At 73.7% G+C, this 13676-nt stretch carries 14 protein-coding genes; 6 read left to right on the top strand and 8 right to left on the bottom strand.

Features of this window, described 5'->3' with window-relative positions; translation table 11 throughout:
• Nucleotides 1-77: 77 nt before the first annotated feature.
• The 3 genes from AB0D45_RS15320 to AB0D45_RS15310 form a co-directional block, all read right to left on the bottom strand.
• Nucleotides 78-602, bottom strand: coding sequence for a hypothetical protein (locus AB0D45_RS15320; RefSeq protein ID WP_362458807.1), 525 nt, complete (start codon nucleotides 600-602; stop codon nucleotides 78-80).
• A gap of 93 nt (nucleotides 603-695) precedes the next feature.
• Nucleotides 696-1199 (bottom strand): hypothetical protein, encoded by a 504-nt coding sequence (locus tag AB0D45_RS15315; RefSeq protein WP_361598489.1) that lies wholly within the window; start codon nucleotides 1197-1199, stop codon nucleotides 696-698.
• Between the two features lie 95 nt (nucleotides 1200-1294).
• The gene (locus tag AB0D45_RS15310) at nucleotides 1295-2524 is read right to left on the bottom strand and encodes a serine hydrolase domain-containing protein (protein WP_362458804.1); all 1230 of its coding nucleotides are present in this window, start codon (nucleotides 2522-2524) and stop codon (nucleotides 1295-1297) included.
• A gap of 244 nt (nucleotides 2525-2768) precedes the next feature.
• Here AB0D45_RS15310 and AB0D45_RS15305 point away from each other — a divergent pair, with 244 nt between their 5' ends.
• Complete coding sequence (locus AB0D45_RS15305; RefSeq protein ID WP_362458801.1) at nucleotides 2769-3548, top strand: helix-turn-helix domain-containing protein; 780 nt, start codon at nucleotides 2769-2771, stop codon at nucleotides 3546-3548.
• Nucleotides 3549-3557: 9 nt separating this feature from the next.
• Here the strand turns inward: AB0D45_RS15305 and AB0D45_RS15300 are convergent, their stop codons facing one another.
• A complete protein-coding gene (locus tag AB0D45_RS15300) occupies nucleotides 3558-4181 on the bottom strand; it encodes a response regulator transcription factor (RefSeq protein ID WP_267033560.1) in 624 nt (207 codons plus the stop codon).
• On the bottom strand, nucleotides 4178-5431 hold the full coding sequence (locus AB0D45_RS15295) for a sensor histidine kinase (protein ID WP_362458798.1): 1254 nt from the start codon (nucleotides 5429-5431) through the stop codon (nucleotides 4178-4180). The genes AB0D45_RS15300 and AB0D45_RS15295 overlap by 4 nt, the downstream gene beginning before the upstream one ends.
• A 364-nt stretch (nucleotides 5432-5795) precedes the next feature.
• On the opposite strand from AB0D45_RS15295, the gene AB0D45_RS15290 reads away from it, so the two are divergent.
• Together AB0D45_RS15290 and AB0D45_RS15285 are read left to right on the top strand one after the other, a co-directional pair.
• Nucleotides 5796-6317: a heme-binding protein gene (locus AB0D45_RS15290; protein WP_361598502.1), complete on the top strand. Its 522-nt coding sequence runs from the start codon at nucleotides 5796-5798 to the stop codon at nucleotides 6315-6317.
• A gap of 9 nt (nucleotides 6318-6326) precedes the next feature.
• On the top strand, nucleotides 6327-7730 hold the full coding sequence (locus tag AB0D45_RS15285; protein ID WP_362458796.1) for a M1 family metallopeptidase: 1404 nt from the start codon (nucleotides 6327-6329) through the stop codon (nucleotides 7728-7730).
• Between the two features lie 54 nt (nucleotides 7731-7784).
• Here AB0D45_RS15285 and AB0D45_RS15280 read toward each other — a convergent pair whose 3' ends face one another.
• Nucleotides 7785-8360: a TerD family protein gene (locus AB0D45_RS15280; RefSeq protein ID WP_361598508.1), complete on the bottom strand. Its 576-nt coding sequence runs from the start codon at nucleotides 8358-8360 to the stop codon at nucleotides 7785-7787.
• Between the two features lie 145 nt (nucleotides 8361-8505).
• On the opposite strand from AB0D45_RS15280, the gene arfB reads away from it, so the two are divergent.
• Nucleotides 8506-8931, top strand: a complete 426-nt coding sequence (arfB, locus tag AB0D45_RS15275; RefSeq protein ID WP_361598511.1) for an alternative ribosome rescue aminoacyl-tRNA hydrolase ArfB — start codon at nucleotides 8506-8508, stop codon at nucleotides 8929-8931.
• A 27-nt stretch (nucleotides 8932-8958) separates the two neighbouring features.
• Here the strand turns inward: arfB and AB0D45_RS15270 are convergent, their stop codons facing one another.
• A complete protein-coding gene (locus AB0D45_RS15270) occupies nucleotides 8959-9543 on the bottom strand; it encodes a flavin reductase family protein (protein ID WP_361598514.1) in 585 nt (194 codons plus the stop codon).
• A 303-nt stretch (nucleotides 9544-9846) separates the two neighbouring features.
• Here AB0D45_RS15270 and cdgB point away from each other — a divergent pair, with 303 nt between their 5' ends.
• Nucleotides 9847-11574 (top strand): diguanylate cyclase CdgB, encoded by a 1728-nt coding sequence (gene cdgB / locus AB0D45_RS15265; RefSeq protein ID WP_362458794.1) that lies wholly within the window; start codon nucleotides 9847-9849, stop codon nucleotides 11572-11574.
• A gap of 68 nt (nucleotides 11575-11642) precedes the next feature.
• Nucleotides 11643-12674 (top strand): carbohydrate-binding protein, encoded by a 1032-nt coding sequence (locus AB0D45_RS15260; RefSeq protein ID WP_362458791.1) that lies wholly within the window; start codon nucleotides 11643-11645, stop codon nucleotides 12672-12674.
• A 7-nt stretch (nucleotides 12675-12681) separates the two neighbouring features.
• On the opposite strand, the gene AB0D45_RS15255 is transcribed toward AB0D45_RS15260, so the two are convergent.
• Nucleotides 12682-13608, bottom strand: a complete 927-nt coding sequence (locus AB0D45_RS15255; RefSeq protein ID WP_362458788.1) for a 1-phosphofructokinase family hexose kinase — start codon at nucleotides 13606-13608, stop codon at nucleotides 12682-12684.
• Nucleotides 13609-13676 lie beyond the last annotated feature (68 nt).

Below are 13676 nucleotides of genomic sequence, written 5' to 3'. Positions count from 1 at the left end.
AGCCTGCCGACACCCCGGAGCCAACCGAGAGAGTATCCGACACCCCGGGCTCGCACGGGCCGCGGTCCGGGAGCGGCTCAGCGGGCCGGCAGGGGGCGGCGGCGCCGGTGGTAGGCGAGGGCGAGGGCGAGGATCGCGGGGCCCCAGAGGACGAAGAGGGCGCTGACGGCGAGGGCGAGGGCCTGCCACCAGCCGTTGGTGTAGCCGACGTCGGAGAACCCGGCGAGGTGGAAGACGCAGAGGATCCAGTCGACGAGCAGCAGGGTGAAGCCCAGGCCGGCGAGGACCGCGGGCACGGTGACCGCGTACGGCGGGATGCGCCGGCCGCGCAGGACGGGGACCCAGGCGGGGACGGTCTCGCCCCAGGGGCGGACGAGGCCGGCGCAGAGCAGGGCGAAGGCCTCAGAGAGCAGGCTGAGGACGAGGACGTAGGGGACGGTGAACCACAGCGGGTCGGTGCTGGGGGGCACGTCCATGCCCATCTGGAATCCGAATCCGACGGGCAGCCGCCACAGGCACACCGGCAGGGCGAGGAGCGGCAGGAGGCGGGCGGTGGTCACGGCCCAGCGCGGGACGGGGCGTTCGGTGGTGTGGAGGGTCATGGGCCCAGCCTTCCGGCCGCGGGGCGGCCGGGGATCGGGCTGCGGGGTGATCGTGCTCCCCCGGGCGGGGGAGGCGCCGTACGGCGGACGGGCTCAGGCGGGTACGCGGGGGAAGCGGGACTGGAGCGTCCAGACGACCGGGTTGTCGGCGAGGCCGTCGTGCATGTCGGTGAGGTCCGCGATCAGGTCGTGGAGGAAGTCGCGGGCCTCGCGGCGCAGCAGGCGGTGGCTGAAGGTGAGGGGCTCTTCCTCGGGTGCCATCCAGTCGGCTTCGATGTCGACCCAGCCGAAGCGGCGCTCGAAGAGCATGCGGTCGGCGGACTCGGTGAAGTCGAGTTCGGCGTACTGCCGGTTGGCGGAGCGGCTGCCGCGGGGGTCCGCGTCGAGCTGCTCGACGATGTCGCACAGGGCCCAGGCGAAGTCGAGTACGGGCACCCATCCCCAGGCTGTGGACAGTTCCACGTCCTTGTCGGTGTCGGCGAGGTAGACGTCGCCGCAGAACAGGTCGTGGCGCAGGGTACGGACGTCCGCGGAGCGGTAGTCGGTCTGCGGGGGGTCGGGGAAGCGGCGGGAGAGGGAGTAACCGATGTCGAGCACGTTCCCGATGGTGTCACGGGTGTCGCTCTCCCGGCGCGGGGGCGGAGCCGGCGGCCTCGGCGGCGGCCGGCTCCGGCGGGGCCGCGGCGCGGGTGTCAGTCCTCGATCGCCTGGTAGACCGTGGTCCAGAAGTCGTGGATGACGCGCGCCGGGTCCGGGGTGGACAGGCCGACCTGCATGAGCAGGATGCCGGTGAGCCGGTTCTGCGGGTCGGCGTAGGCCGAGGTGCCGGTTCCGCCGTCCCAGCCGAACTGGCCGACGGGCGCGTAGTCGCCGCGGTAGGTGCGCACCGCCATGCCGAGGCCCCAGCCGCCCTGCTGGCCCTGGCCGAAGGAGACGTGGACGGCGCCGCGGGCCAGCGCGGAGCGGGCGCTCTCCTGCTCCGGCGTGAGGCGGTTGGTGGTCATCAGCTGGACGGCGGGGCGGGACAGGATCCGCTCGCCGCCGTGCGTGCCCTGGTCCAGCAGCATGCGGAAGTACGCGTGGTAGTCGTCGACGGTCGAGACGAGGCCGCCGCCGCCCGACTGGAACTCCGGGGCCCGGCTGTAGCGGCCGCCCGCCGCCTCGTCCCACACCAGGAACTCGCCGGTCTGCGGGTGGGGGGCGTAGCAGGGCGGCAGCCGGTCGATCTTGTCGCCGGGCACGTGGAAGCCGGTGTCCGCCATGCCGAGCGGGTCGAGGACGCGTTCGCGCAGGAACGTCTCGAACGGCTTGCCCGTGACCCGGGAGACGAGGACCCCGAGCACGTCATGGCTGATGTGGTAGCCCCACTGCTCACCGGGCTGGTACATCAGCGGGAGCGCGCCCAGGCGGCGCATCCACTCGTCCGCCTCGGGTGCCGGGACCACTCCCTGGCTGAAGACGGCGTGCTCCTGGAGCGCGGCCTGGAGCGGGGAGCCCATGGTCGACAGGTCGACGCCGAGTCCGAAGGTGGAGGTCACCAGGTCCCGTACGGTGATCGGCCGCTGCGCCGGCACGGTGTCGTCCAGCGGGCCGTCGGGCCGCTTCAGCACCTGGCGGTCGGCGAGTTCGGGCAGCCACTCCTGCACCAGGTCGTCCAGGCGCAGCCCGCACTCGTCGAGGAGGACCATCACCGGGGCCATGGTGAGCGGCTTGGACGTGGACGCCATCCGGAAGATCGTGTCCCGGCGCATCGGCGCGCCGCCACCGTCGTGGTGGGTGTTGCCGATCGCTTCGACGTGCGTCTCGTCGCCGCGGCTGACGAGGGTCACGAGGCCGGGGATCTTCCCGGACTCGACGTGCCGCGTCAGGACGTCGCGCATCCGGCGCAGTCCGGTTTCGGAGAAGCCGGTGTTCTTGCCCATCATCAATCCCCCGTCGTTGTTCGCGAAGTGCTGAACGCAGGCGACGCTACATTGCGTTTATGGATGCGTCAACGAACTTCTTCGGGCAACTCGACCCGATGGAAAGGGTGATGTGGGCTTGACGTTGCAATGGCTATGGCACTAAACGCACGGCGGCCGCCCGGGGGTGGATTGCAATGGGGTCGGCGGTGGCCGCATACTGCGCACCGGGTGCGCGCACCGCCGACGAGGGGAGACGGGACCGATGCCCGGAGGAAGGCTGACCGGCGAGGACCGCCGGCACATCGCCGCCTGGCTGGCCGAGGGTCTCGGGTACACGGAGATCGGCCGCCGGCTGGGGCGGCCCGCCTCGACCGTGATGCGGGAGGTCACCCGCAACGGCGGCCCCGAGCAGTACGGGGCGGAGCGGGCGCAGGAGGCCACGCGGGAGCGGGCCCGCCGGCGCGGGCAGGCCCGGCCGCAGACGGCCCCGGACGGCGACGGTGACGGTGGCGGTGGCGGCGGCGACGGTGGCGGCGGTGACGGTCGCGGCAGTGGCCCCGGGCGGGATCCGCGGGCGGTCCGGGACTTCACGGAGTCCTTCACCGCCCTCCTCGCCCAGCAGGGCATGCCGCCCATGGTCTCCCGGGTGCTGGCCTGCCTGTACGTCACCGATACCGGCGCCCTCACCGCCGCCGAGCTGGTCCAGCGGCTGCACGTCAGCCCGGCGTCCGTCTCGCACGCCGTCGCCTGGCTCGAACAGCAGGGGATGATCCGGCGGGAACGGACCGCCGGAGAGCGCCGCGAGCGCTACGCCGTCGACGACGAGCTCTGGCTCCGCTCGCTGCTGGCGGCCGCGCAGATGAACGACGCCCTGGTGGCGGTGTCGCGACGCGGCGCGGAGGTCCTCGGCCCCGGGACCGCGGCGGGCGCGCGCTTCGAGGCCTCCGTCGAGCTGCTGTCCCTCGTGAACGAGTCCCTGCGGCAGGCCATGGAGCAGTGGCGGCGGAGGCTGGCCGGGCGGGACGCCGCCGGCGGGGCGTGAGGGGCGGCGTCAGGAGGGCAGCAGCCGCTGTTCCTTGGCCACCGCCACCGCTCCGGCGCGGGTGTCGACGCCGAGCTTGTCGTAGATGCGGCCCAGGTGGGTCTTGACCGTGGCTTCGCTGATGAACAGCGCGCGGGCGATGTCGCGGTTGCCCAGGCCCCGGGCCAGCTGGCCCAGGATGTCGAGTTCGCGGTCCGTGAGGGTGGGGCGCGTACCGCGCATGTGGGCCATCACCCGGCTCGCGACGGGCGCGGACAGGGTGGTGCGGCCCGCAGCCGCCGAGTGGATGGCGGCGAAGAGCTCCTCGGGGCGCTCCGCCTTCAGCAGGTAGCCGGTCGCGCCCGCGCCGATCGCCCGGGTGATGTCCGCGTCCGTGTCGTAGGTGGTGAGGACCAGGACGTGCGGCGGCCGGGGCAGGGCCGTGATGCGGCGGGTGGCTTCGACGCCGTCGATGCCCTCGCCGAGCTGGAGGTCCATCAGGACCACGTCCGGGCGCAGCTTGGCGGCCAGCGCGACGGCCTCCTCGCCGCTGCCCGCCTCGCCGAGCACCTCGATGTCCGGTTCGCTGCCGAGGAGCGCGAGGAGTCCGGCGCGGACCACCACGTGGTCGTCGCAGAGGAGGATCGTCGTCATCCTGTGGGCTCCAGGGGGATTGCGGCGGAGAGGACGGTGCCCTCGCCGGGGGTCGATTCGATCGTCAGGGTGCCGCCGAGCTGGCGTACGCGGGCGCGTATCGCCGGCAGTCCGTGGCCGCGGTCGGAGTCGGGTCCGTGGCCGTGGCCGTGGCCGGCGGGCGCGGGGGTGGCGGCGGTGAAGCCGGCGCCGTCGTCGGCGATGTCCAGGACGACCTGGTCGCCGAGGAAGCTGAGGGTCAGGGCGGCGGTGTGCGCGTGCGCGTGCTCGCGGATGTTGGCCAGGGCGCCCTGGGCGATGCGCAGCAGGGCGGATTCGGTGCGGTCCGGGAGGGGGACGGGGACGCCCTCCAGGTGGAAGCGGACCTCGACGCCGGGGCCGGCGTCCAGGGCGCGCAGGGCGTCGGCGAGGCCCGCGCCGTTGTCCAGCTCGGGCGGGGCGAGGTCGTGGACCAGGCGGCGGGCCTCGGCGAGGCCGCGGGCCGCGATGCCGGTGGCGGTACGGACATGCGCGCGGGCGGTGGCCGGGTCGGTGTCCCACGTGCGGTCGGCGGCCTGGAGCAGCATCTGCTGGCTGGACAGGTGCTGGGCCAGGGTGTCGTGGATCTCCATGGACAGCCGCTGCCGCTCGGCGAGGGTGCCTTCGCGGCGCTCGGTGGCGGCCAGTTCCCGGCGGGTGCGGATCAGGTCGTCGATCAGCGCGCGCTGGGCGCGGGCCTGGCGTTCCATGTGGACGAAGACGGCCGTGGCGAGGGCGGCGACGGCGGGTGGGGCCAGGAGGAGGTTCGGGTCGAAGGCGGTGGAGAGCTTGAGCTGGGCGGCGACGACGAAGACGGTGAGTACGCCGACCAGGGCGACGGCGGCGCGCGGGGGGAGGGTGCGCAGGGCCGTGAAGAACAGCGGTACGGCGCACCAGGCGAAGCTGGGCGCGAGCACCACGAGGACCACCCAGGTGGCGACGACCAGGCCGAGCCAGAGGCGGGGGCGGAGGGCGGGGGTGGCGCCGGTGCCGGGGGCGGGGGCGGCTCGGTTGACGCCGGCGGCGGGGCCCAGGACGTACAGCAGGGCGAGGGCGATGGAGAGGGAGATCACCCAGGGGGTGCGGGGCTCACCGGGGTGGCGGAGCAGGAACCGGGCCACCGAGGCGCCGAGCAGGAGGAAGAACGCCGTGTGCATGACGGTGGCGAGGGTGCGGGTGTCGGGGGCCCGGGTCACGGGGTGGCTCCTGTGGGTGGGGCGGGTGGTATCCATACTGCCTTTGCCCTGGCCGGGCGGTTGTCGGTGAGGGCAGCCGTGGCCTGGCGGGGCCGATGGTGCGCCGCTGCGCGGGGCCGGGTCGCCTACCCGCCCTTCCGCCGTTCCCCGGGGGCTCCGCCCCCAGACCCCCGCGCCTCAAACGCCGGCGGGGCTGATCAGCCCCGCCGGGCGGGGAGCAGCCAGGGGCGCGTCAGGAACAGCAAAACGGGCGGGCGGCCCCTGCGCATCGGCCGATCGGATGACCCTCGGGTCAGCCGGTGCGCCAAGCGGGGCGAGCCGGTACGGGGACGGGCCGGGGGCGGTTCGCCGCCGACGCTTGGAGGGAGCCAGCCGAGCCGCCGACCCACCAGGAGCAGACATGAACACCCGCACCCGCGTCCTCACCGGCACCGCCCTCGCCGTCGCCCTCGGCGCCGGGACGTTCGGCGCCGTCAGCGCGAGCGCCACCCCCGCCGAGAAGGACGCGGACAAGAACTTCACCACCTCGACCCACCTCACCATCGGTGCGGCCACCCGTGCCGCGCAGGCCGCGCTCGAGGCCGCCGAGAAGGAGCACCAGAAGGTCACCGTCGCGGTGGTCGACCGCAACGGCAACACCCTCGTCACCCTGCGCGGCGACGGCGCGGGTCCGCAGTCCTACGAGTCGGCGGAGCGCAAGGCCTTCACCGCCGTGTCCTGGAACGCCCCGACCTCCGTCCTCGTCGGCCGGCTCGCGCAGGCCCCGAACCTGAAGGACATCCCCGGCACCCTCTTCCTCGCCGGCGGCGCCCCCGTCCAGGCCGACGGCGCGCCCGTCGCTGGCATCGGCGTGGCCGGCGCCCCGAGCGGTGACCTGGACGAGAAGTTCGCCAAGGCCGGTGTGGAGGCCCTGCAGAAGTAAGGTCGGTGCGTGGAACTCAAGCGCCTGGCCGTCCCCGCCGTCACCGCCCTGCTCGTCCTGACCACGGGATGTACGGGGGCGACGGTGCAGGGGCGGCCGGGCGCTTCCGGTCTGCGTGACCCGTTCTTCCCCCGGGCCGGCAACGGCGGCTACCAGGTCGAGCACTACGCCCTGGACCTCGCCTACGACCCCGCCGACGGCCGCCTGCGCGGTACGGCCGTGATCACCGCGCGCGCCGAGCAGGGGCTCAGCTCCTTCAACCTCGACTTCAGCGGCCTGAAGGTCGAGGGGGTGGACGTGCAGGGTGCCCGCGCCCGCTACAACCGGACCGGCAGCGAGCTGACGGTGCGCCCGGCCCGGGACCTGAAGAAGGGCGAGGTCTTCCGTACGACGGTGGACTACGCCGGGCGGCCCAAGCCGGTCGTCGACCCGGACGGGTCCGAGGAGGGCTGGATCACCACCGGGGACGCGGCGGTGGGCGTGGGCGAGCCGGTGGGGTCGATGGGGTGGTTCCCCGGCAACCACCACCCCTCCGACAAGGCCACGTACGACGTGACCGTGACCGTGCCGGACGGCTACGAGGCCGTCTCCAACGGCGAGCTGCGCTCCCGCCGGGCGGTGGGGGAGGGGCGGACCGAGTTCGCGTGGCACAGCCCCGAGCCGATGGCCGGCTACCTGGCGACGGTGGCCGTCGGGAAGTTCAAGGTGAGCACCGGGCGCACGCCCTCGGGGGTCGCGGTGTACAACGCCGTCGCTCCCGGTGAGGCGGCGGGCAGCGCGGCCGCGCTGGCGCGGCTGCCCGAGATCGTCGAGTGGGGCAGTGCCAGGTTCGGCCCGTACCCCTTCGGGTCGGCCGGTTCGATCGTGATGCCCGCGCAGACCCTCGGGTACGCCCTGGAGACGCAGACCAAGCCGGTCTACTCGGGTGCGCCCGACGAGGAGCTGGTCCTGCACGAGGTGGCCCACCAGTGGTTCGGCAACTCGGTGTCGCCCGCGTCCTGGAAGGACATGTGGCTCAACGAGGGCTTCGCCACGTACGCGGAGTGGCTGTGGTCCGAGGACCGGGGCGGTGTCAGCGCGCAGCGCCGGTTCGAGGCGTTCCTGGCCGGCGACACCGGGGTCGACCGGGGGGCCGGCGAGGACTGGGGCGCCTTCCCGCCCGCCGCGCCGCCGGACGCCGCCCACATCTCCGACGCTCCGGTCTACTACCGGGGTGCGATGGTGCTGCACCGGATCCGGCAGGAGGTGGGGGACGGGGCGTTCTTCGCGCTGCTGCGGGGCTGGGCCGCCGACCACCGGCACGGCAACGCGAGCACCGCCGATTTCACCGCGTACGCGCAGCGGCTGACGGGGCACGACCTGAAGAAGGTGTGGGACGTCTGGCTGTACGGCGCGGGGCGTCCCAAGGGCTGACGCGCGAGCCCCCTGCCCGGGGGCCGGGAGGGGGCTGGGCGGGGGTGTCGCGGGTCAGACGTTGACGCCGAAGTCCTGGGCGATGCCGGTGAGGCCGGAGGCGTAGCCCTGGCCGACCGCGCGGAACTTCCACTCGGCGCCGTTGCGGTAGAGCTCGCCGAAGACCATGGCGGTCTCGGTGGCGGCGTCCTCGGAGAGGTCGTAGCGGGCGATCTCGGCGCCGCCGGCCTGGTTGACGACGCGGATGTAGGCGTTGCGGACCTGGCCGAAGTTCTGGCTGCGGGACTCGGCGTCGTAGATCGAGACCGGGAAGACGATCTTGTCGACGTCGGCGGGCAGGCCGGCGAGGTTGACGTTGATGGCCTCGTCGTCGCCCGAGCCCTCGCCGGTGCGGTTGTCACCGGTGTGGACGATGGTCTGGTCCGGGGTGGACTTGTTGTTGAAGAAGACGAAGTGGCCGTCGGAGACGACCTTGCCGGTGGCGTTGACCGCGATGGCCGAGGCGTCGAGGTCGAAGTCGACACCGGTCGTCGTACGGACGTCCCAGCCGAGGCCGACCGTGACGGCGCTGAGGCCGGGGGCCTCCTTCGAGAGCGAGACGTTGCCGCCCTTGGACAGGCTTACTGCCATTTTGACTGGTGTCCTTCCTCGTCACACGACCGCGATACGCGGTCAAGTTACCGCTGCCCTGCATAACGCGGCGAGGGGGCGCACAGGTTCCCGGGAGCGGGAAATACGGGTGACGGCGGCCCCGGCGGGGGCCGATCATAGGGCCATGCCTGGTCCCTATGTCATCCGCGGTTCGGTCGTGCTCCCCGAGGCGGAGCTCTCCTGGCGGTTCTCGCGTTCCTCCGGGCCGGGCGGACAGCACGTCAACACCTCCGACTCGCGGGTGGAGCTGCTCTTCGACGTGGCGGCGACCGGCGCGCTGCCGCCGGTGTGGAAGGAGCGGGCGCTGGAGCGGCTCGCGCCGCGGCTGGTGGACGGCGTGGTGACGGTACGGGCCTCCGAGCACCGCTCGCAGTTCCGCAACCGGGAGATGGCGCTGGTCCGCCTGGCCTCGCTGCTGGCGGAGGCCACGGCCCCGCCGCCGAAGCCGCGCCGCGCGACGAAGATCCCGCGGGGCATCAACGAGCGGCGCCTGCGGGAGAAGAAGGCCCGGGGCGAGACCAAGCGCGGCCGCACCGGCCGCGACTGGTAGCGGGACCTGCGGTCCCCGCCGGCAGGCCTACGGGGCCAGGTGGCGGTAGCGGCCGCGGAAGTACGTCAGCGGCGGCGCCTCCGGGACCGGCAGGGCCGCGCCGAGGACGTGCCCGACGACCAGGGTGTGGTCGCCCGCGGTGACCCGGGACTCGGTGCGGCACTCCAGGGTGGCCAGCGCCCCCGACAGCAGCGGCGCCCCCGAGAGGGCGCCGCGCACGTACGGGACCCCCTCGAAGAGCAGGCGGTCGCTGATCCGGCCCTTCATCGCGAAGCGGCCCGCGACCTGGAGCTGGCTGTCCGCGAGGAGGGAGACCGCCCACAGCGGCTGCTCCGCGAGCAGGTCGTCCATCCGGGACCCCTCGCGCACGCTCACCAGCACCAGCGGCGGGTCCAGGGACACCGACATGAAGGCGGTGGCCGTCATGCCGACGTCCTCGCCGCGCGGCCCGTCGGCGCTCAGGGGCGGCTCCTGCGCGGTGATCAGGCACACGCCGGACGCCAGCCGGGACATGGCGGCCCGGAACTCGTCGTTGCTCACCCCCTCAGGATGGGGGGTGGCCGCGTTCGCGGGGTGGACGGGAGCGGGGTGTACGGGGGTCGTCTTGGGCACGTACCGAACGCTAGTGCCGATATCGCGCGCCGCACATCGGCCGCGGGTCGGAGCCGCGTCCCCGCCTCGCGGCCTAGGCCGGGGCCCGTCGTTCGCTTCCGGAAACGGCCGGGAGCGCTCCCCCTCCCCCTGCGCCGCACGGCACGTCTTTATTCATCTCATGTGACTTGAGTCACAGAGAGCAAGATTTGTTGACCCTGTGTACCTGCCGCACAGCTCACTGTGATTCAGTGGACGGGACACCGCAACGAAACGCCGATGACAAACCTGGAGTTGCTGTCGAGGTCTCGGGGAGAGCGAGCAATGGAGACCGAGTCGGAGCCGTACGTCCGTCTTGCGACCCTGCGGCAGCTGCACCAGGTGGTGGCCGAACTCAACACGGCCCGGAGCCTGGCGGACACCCTGCAGACCGTCGTGGACGGCATCGTCCGCGGCCTCGGCTACGAACTCGCCTGTGTCAACCTCGTACGCCCTGACGGCGATCTCGTCGTCGCCGCCTTCGCCGGCGACCCCGCCGCCGAAGCCCTGATCACCGGCCGCGTCGGCTCCCGCGGCGCCTGGGAGCGCCGGCTGACCATGGGCGAGGACTGGGACGGCCTGCGCTTCATACCGCACACCGAGGGCTGGGTCCTGATGGAGGACGACGTCCCCCAGTGGCACACGGACGGCCCCGACCCGCGCTTCCTGGACGAGTGGCACCCCGAGGACCGGCTCTACGCCCCCATGTACGCGACGGGCGGGGAACTCCTGGGTGTCATCTCGGTGGACAGACCGCGCAACGGGCGCCGCCCCGGCGCGTGGGGGCGCGAGGCGCTCCAGATGTACGCCTTCCAGGCCGCCATTGCGATCAGCAACGCACGGCTGCGCGCGAACATGCAGCGGGCCCTGGTCCGGCTGGAGCGCGAGCAACAGGCCCTGCGGGCCAGCGAGGAGTCGTTCCGGCAGGCCTTCGAGTACGCGCCCAGCGGCATGGCCATCGCCGAGATGGGCGGCGACCAGCACGGCCGGCTGCTGCGCACCAACGACGCCCTGTGCCGGCTGTTGGGCCGGCCCGCCTCCGTACTGCGCCGCTACTCCTTCTCCGACCTCGTCCACCCCGAGGACATCGGCACCCTGCTGCGCACCTCGGCCGAGGGCGGCCGCGCCGAGCTGCGCCTGGGGCGGCGCGACGGCACGTACGTATGGGTCTCGCTGCGCAACTCGGTGGTCGCGGACGCCGCGGACGGGCCCCGCTTCCTCCTCACCCACGTCGAGGACATCGAGGAGCGCAAGCGGCACGAACTCCAGCTCGCGCACCGCGCCAGCCACGACTCCCTCACCGGCCTGCCCAACAGCGCCGAGCTGCGCTCGCGGCTCGGCGCGCGCCTGTGCCGGCGGCCCCAGTCCGTACGGGCCACCGCGGTGGAGGCGCTGGACGCGGCGTACGAGGGCCGCCCCGGGGCGGGTGGTGCCGGCGAGCACGGCTTTCCGCCCGACGGACAGCCCTACGGCTACGACACCGGCTTCGCCGCCGCCCCGGCCGGGCAGCCGGGCGAATCCTTCGACGTCCCCGGCGCGTTCCCGGGCGGCCCGGACGGCCCGTACGACCACCACGTGCACACGGTGGCGCCCGCCACGGACGTCGACGACGGCACCAAGGGGCTCGCGGTGCTCTTCTGCGACCTCGACGGCTTCAAGTCGATCAACGACCGGTTCGGCCACCACACCGGCGACGCGGTGCTGATCGAGGTGGCCCGGCGGCTGACGACGGGCGTCAGGGACGGTGACACCGTCGCCCGGCTGGGTGGCGACGAGTTCGTCGTCCTCGCCGACGGACTGGGCGCCGCGGACGCCGCCGACCTCGCCGTGCGGCTGCGCAACGCGATCATCCCGCCGATCCGCGTGGACGGCCGCGCGGTGCGCGTGGGGGCGAGTTTCGGGATCGGCTGGGCCAGCTGCGGGATGTCCGCGGACGAGGTGCTGCGCTCCGCCGACCAGCGGATGTACATCGAGAAGCGGTCCCGTTCCAAGGCGCACCGGCGGGCCGGCTGAGTCCGCGGGCCGCCCGTGGGCGCACGTGTTCGGGGTAGGCTCCCGTGGGTCGAAAGGAGTGACCTGCGATGACGACGCCCGCGAACAACGGCCCGCACGGTGGGGCGAACCAGCCCGAGGACGATGATCCGTTCGGCTACCTCTACGCGGACGGCCAGGCCGCCGGAGCCACCCCGCCCGGTCAGGGCGGCGGATACGGCTACCCCGGCCCGTCGGCCGGCGGACCGCCCGGCGCGCAGCCCGGCGTCCCCCGGACCTCGTACAACCAGGTGCGGACGGTCGGCGAGCGGACGTACGGCGGCCAGCGCGGCGCCGTGCCGCAGCAGCAGCCCCCGCAGGCCTACCAGGCCCAGTACCAGTCCCCGGAGGCCCTCCAGGCCGGCGGTTACGGGGTTCCGCAGCAGCCGTCCGCGCCGGGCCACTCCGCGACGGCGGCCCACGCTGGGCGCGGCGGGCACGGTGGCGGGCGCGGCTCCTCCGGCGGGTCGAGCCGGCGCGGTCTGCTGATCGCCGCGGTCGCGGTGGTCGCCGCGGTCGGCATCGGCATCGGCGCAGCCCTGATGTTCGGCGACAAGGGCGACAAGGACGAGAAGGCGCAGGGGAACCAGAACCAGCCGTCGTCGGCGCCCAAGAACTCCGACGGTCCGCAGGCCAGCGGTTCCCCGGCGCCGTCGGCGAGCCCGCTGCCCAAGGCGGACGCCTCCGGTTCCGGCATGAACCTGACGGGTGGTGCGGCGCTGACGGCCGTGGTGCCGGGTGCCAAGAGCGCGGGCGGCCAGTACGTCGGCAACTTCAACCAGACCGGCGCCGCGCTCACCTGGACGCTGGACGCGCCGAAGGCGTCCCAGTACAAGCTGAAGATCAGTTACGCGGTGCCGGGCAAGGCCGCGAGCACCACGCTCACCGTCAACGGCGAGCAGCAGACGCGGCCGATAAACATGGACAACTTCTCGCACGCCAAGCCGGGCGAGTGGGACAAGTGGACGTACACGCACTCCAACGTGGAGCTGAAGAAGGGTACGAACACGGTCAAGATCTCCTGCGAGACCGGCAACCAGTGCGAGATCATCATCGACCAGCTCTGGCTGGAGCCGCTGTAGCCGGTGCTCAGTCCGGCTGACCGGACGTCACCTTGACCGACCCCCGTACCTCTTCGTAGGTGCGGGGGTCGAACTCTCCCGCCGTCGGGGCGTGCACGGTGGCGGCGGAGAGGGCCACCGCGCGGACGAGGCGCTCGGGCCAGTCCAGGCCCCGCACCAGGGCGGAGAGCAGGCCCGCCACGGCGGAGTCGCCCGCGCCGGTCGGGTTGCCGCGCAGCGGGCGGGGCGGGGCGGCGTGCCAGGTGCCCTCGGGGGTGGCGGCGAGCAGCCCGTCGGCGCCCAGGGAGGTGACCACCGCGTGGGCGCCGCGGCGGCGGGCGTCGCGGGTGGCGGGCAGCGGGTCGCGGGAGCCGGTCAGCTCCGCGAGTTCGGCCGCGTTCGGCTTGATGATCTCCGGCCGGGCGGCGACGCCGCGCCGCAGGGCCTCGCCGCTGGTGTCGAGCAGCACCGGGGCGCCGGCCGCGCGGGCCGCCCGTACGAGGACCGCGTACGCGCCGACCGGCACGCCGGGCGGCAGGCTGCCGCACAGGGCCACCGCGCGGGCGCCGGGGAGGAGTTGGGCGTACCGCTCCAGGAAGGCGGCCCATTCGGCGGGGGAGATCTGCGGGCCGGGTTCGTTGAACTGGGTGGTGTCCCCGGTGCTCTCGTCGACGACGGCCAGGGTGCGCCGGGTGGTGCCCGCGCAGGGGACGAGGGCGTCGGTCACCCCGGGTGCGGCGGCGAGGAGTTCGCGTACGACCTGGCCGGTGGGGCCGCCCGCGAAGCCCGTCGCCGTGACGTCGTCGCCGAGCGCGGCGAGCACCCGGGCGACGTTCAGGCCCTTCCCGCCGGGGCGTTCGGTGACACCGGTGACCCGGTGGGAGGTGTGCGGCAGCAGTCGCGGCACCCGGTGGGTGACGTCGAGCGCGGTGTTGAGCGTCACGGTGAGGATCATGGCCAGCCCCGGTCTTGGTGTGTGCCGGGATCATGCCAAATCGAGGGCGGCCAGCCCAGCCCCGGGGG

The sequence above is a fragment of the Streptomyces sp. NPDC048352 genome, from assembly GCF_040651895.1.
In the GTDB taxonomy this organism is placed as follows: domain Bacteria; phylum Actinomycetota; class Actinomycetes; order Streptomycetales; family Streptomycetaceae; genus Streptomyces.
The sequence above is the reverse complement of the archived record's forward strand: the minus strand, read 5'-3'. Positions and strand labels throughout refer to the sequence as shown.

Excerpts from the sequence above, each read along its gene's own strand:
- AB0D45_RS15320 (WP_362458807.1), bottom strand. The coding sequence starts at position 602 with ATGACCCTCCACACCACCGAACGCCCCGTCCCGCGCTGGGCCGTGACC.
- AB0D45_RS15310 (WP_362458804.1), bottom strand. The coding sequence starts at position 2,524 with ATGGGCAAGAACACCGGCTTCTCCGAAACCGGACTGCGCCGGATGCGC.
- AB0D45_RS15305 (WP_362458801.1), top strand. The coding sequence starts at position 2,769 with ATGCCCGGAGGAAGGCTGACCGGCGAGGACCGCCGGCACATCGCCGCC.
- AB0D45_RS15300 (WP_267033560.1), bottom strand. The coding sequence starts at position 4,181 with ATGACGACGATCCTCCTCTGCGACGACCACGTGGTGGTCCGCGCCGGA.
- AB0D45_RS15295 (WP_362458798.1), bottom strand. The coding sequence starts at position 5,431 with ATGGATACCACCCGCCCCACCCACAGGAGCCACCCCGTGACCCGGGCC.
- AB0D45_RS15290 (WP_361598502.1), top strand. The coding sequence starts at position 5,796 with ATGAACACCCGCACCCGCGTCCTCACCGGCACCGCCCTCGCCGTCGCC.
- AB0D45_RS15280 (WP_361598508.1), bottom strand. The coding sequence starts at position 8,360 with ATGGCAGTAAGCCTGTCCAAGGGCGGCAACGTCTCGCTCTCGAAGGAG.
- arfB (WP_361598511.1), top strand. The coding sequence starts at position 8,506 with ATGCCTGGTCCCTATGTCATCCGCGGTTCGGTCGTGCTCCCCGAGGCG.
- cdgB (WP_362458794.1), top strand. The coding sequence starts at position 9,847 with ATGGAGACCGAGTCGGAGCCGTACGTCCGTCTTGCGACCCTGCGGCAG.
- AB0D45_RS15260 (WP_362458791.1), top strand. The coding sequence starts at position 11,643 with ATGACGACGCCCGCGAACAACGGCCCGCACGGTGGGGCGAACCAGCCC.
- AB0D45_RS15255 (WP_362458788.1), bottom strand. The coding sequence starts at position 13,608 with ATGATCCTCACCGTGACGCTCAACACCGCGCTCGACGTCACCCACCGG.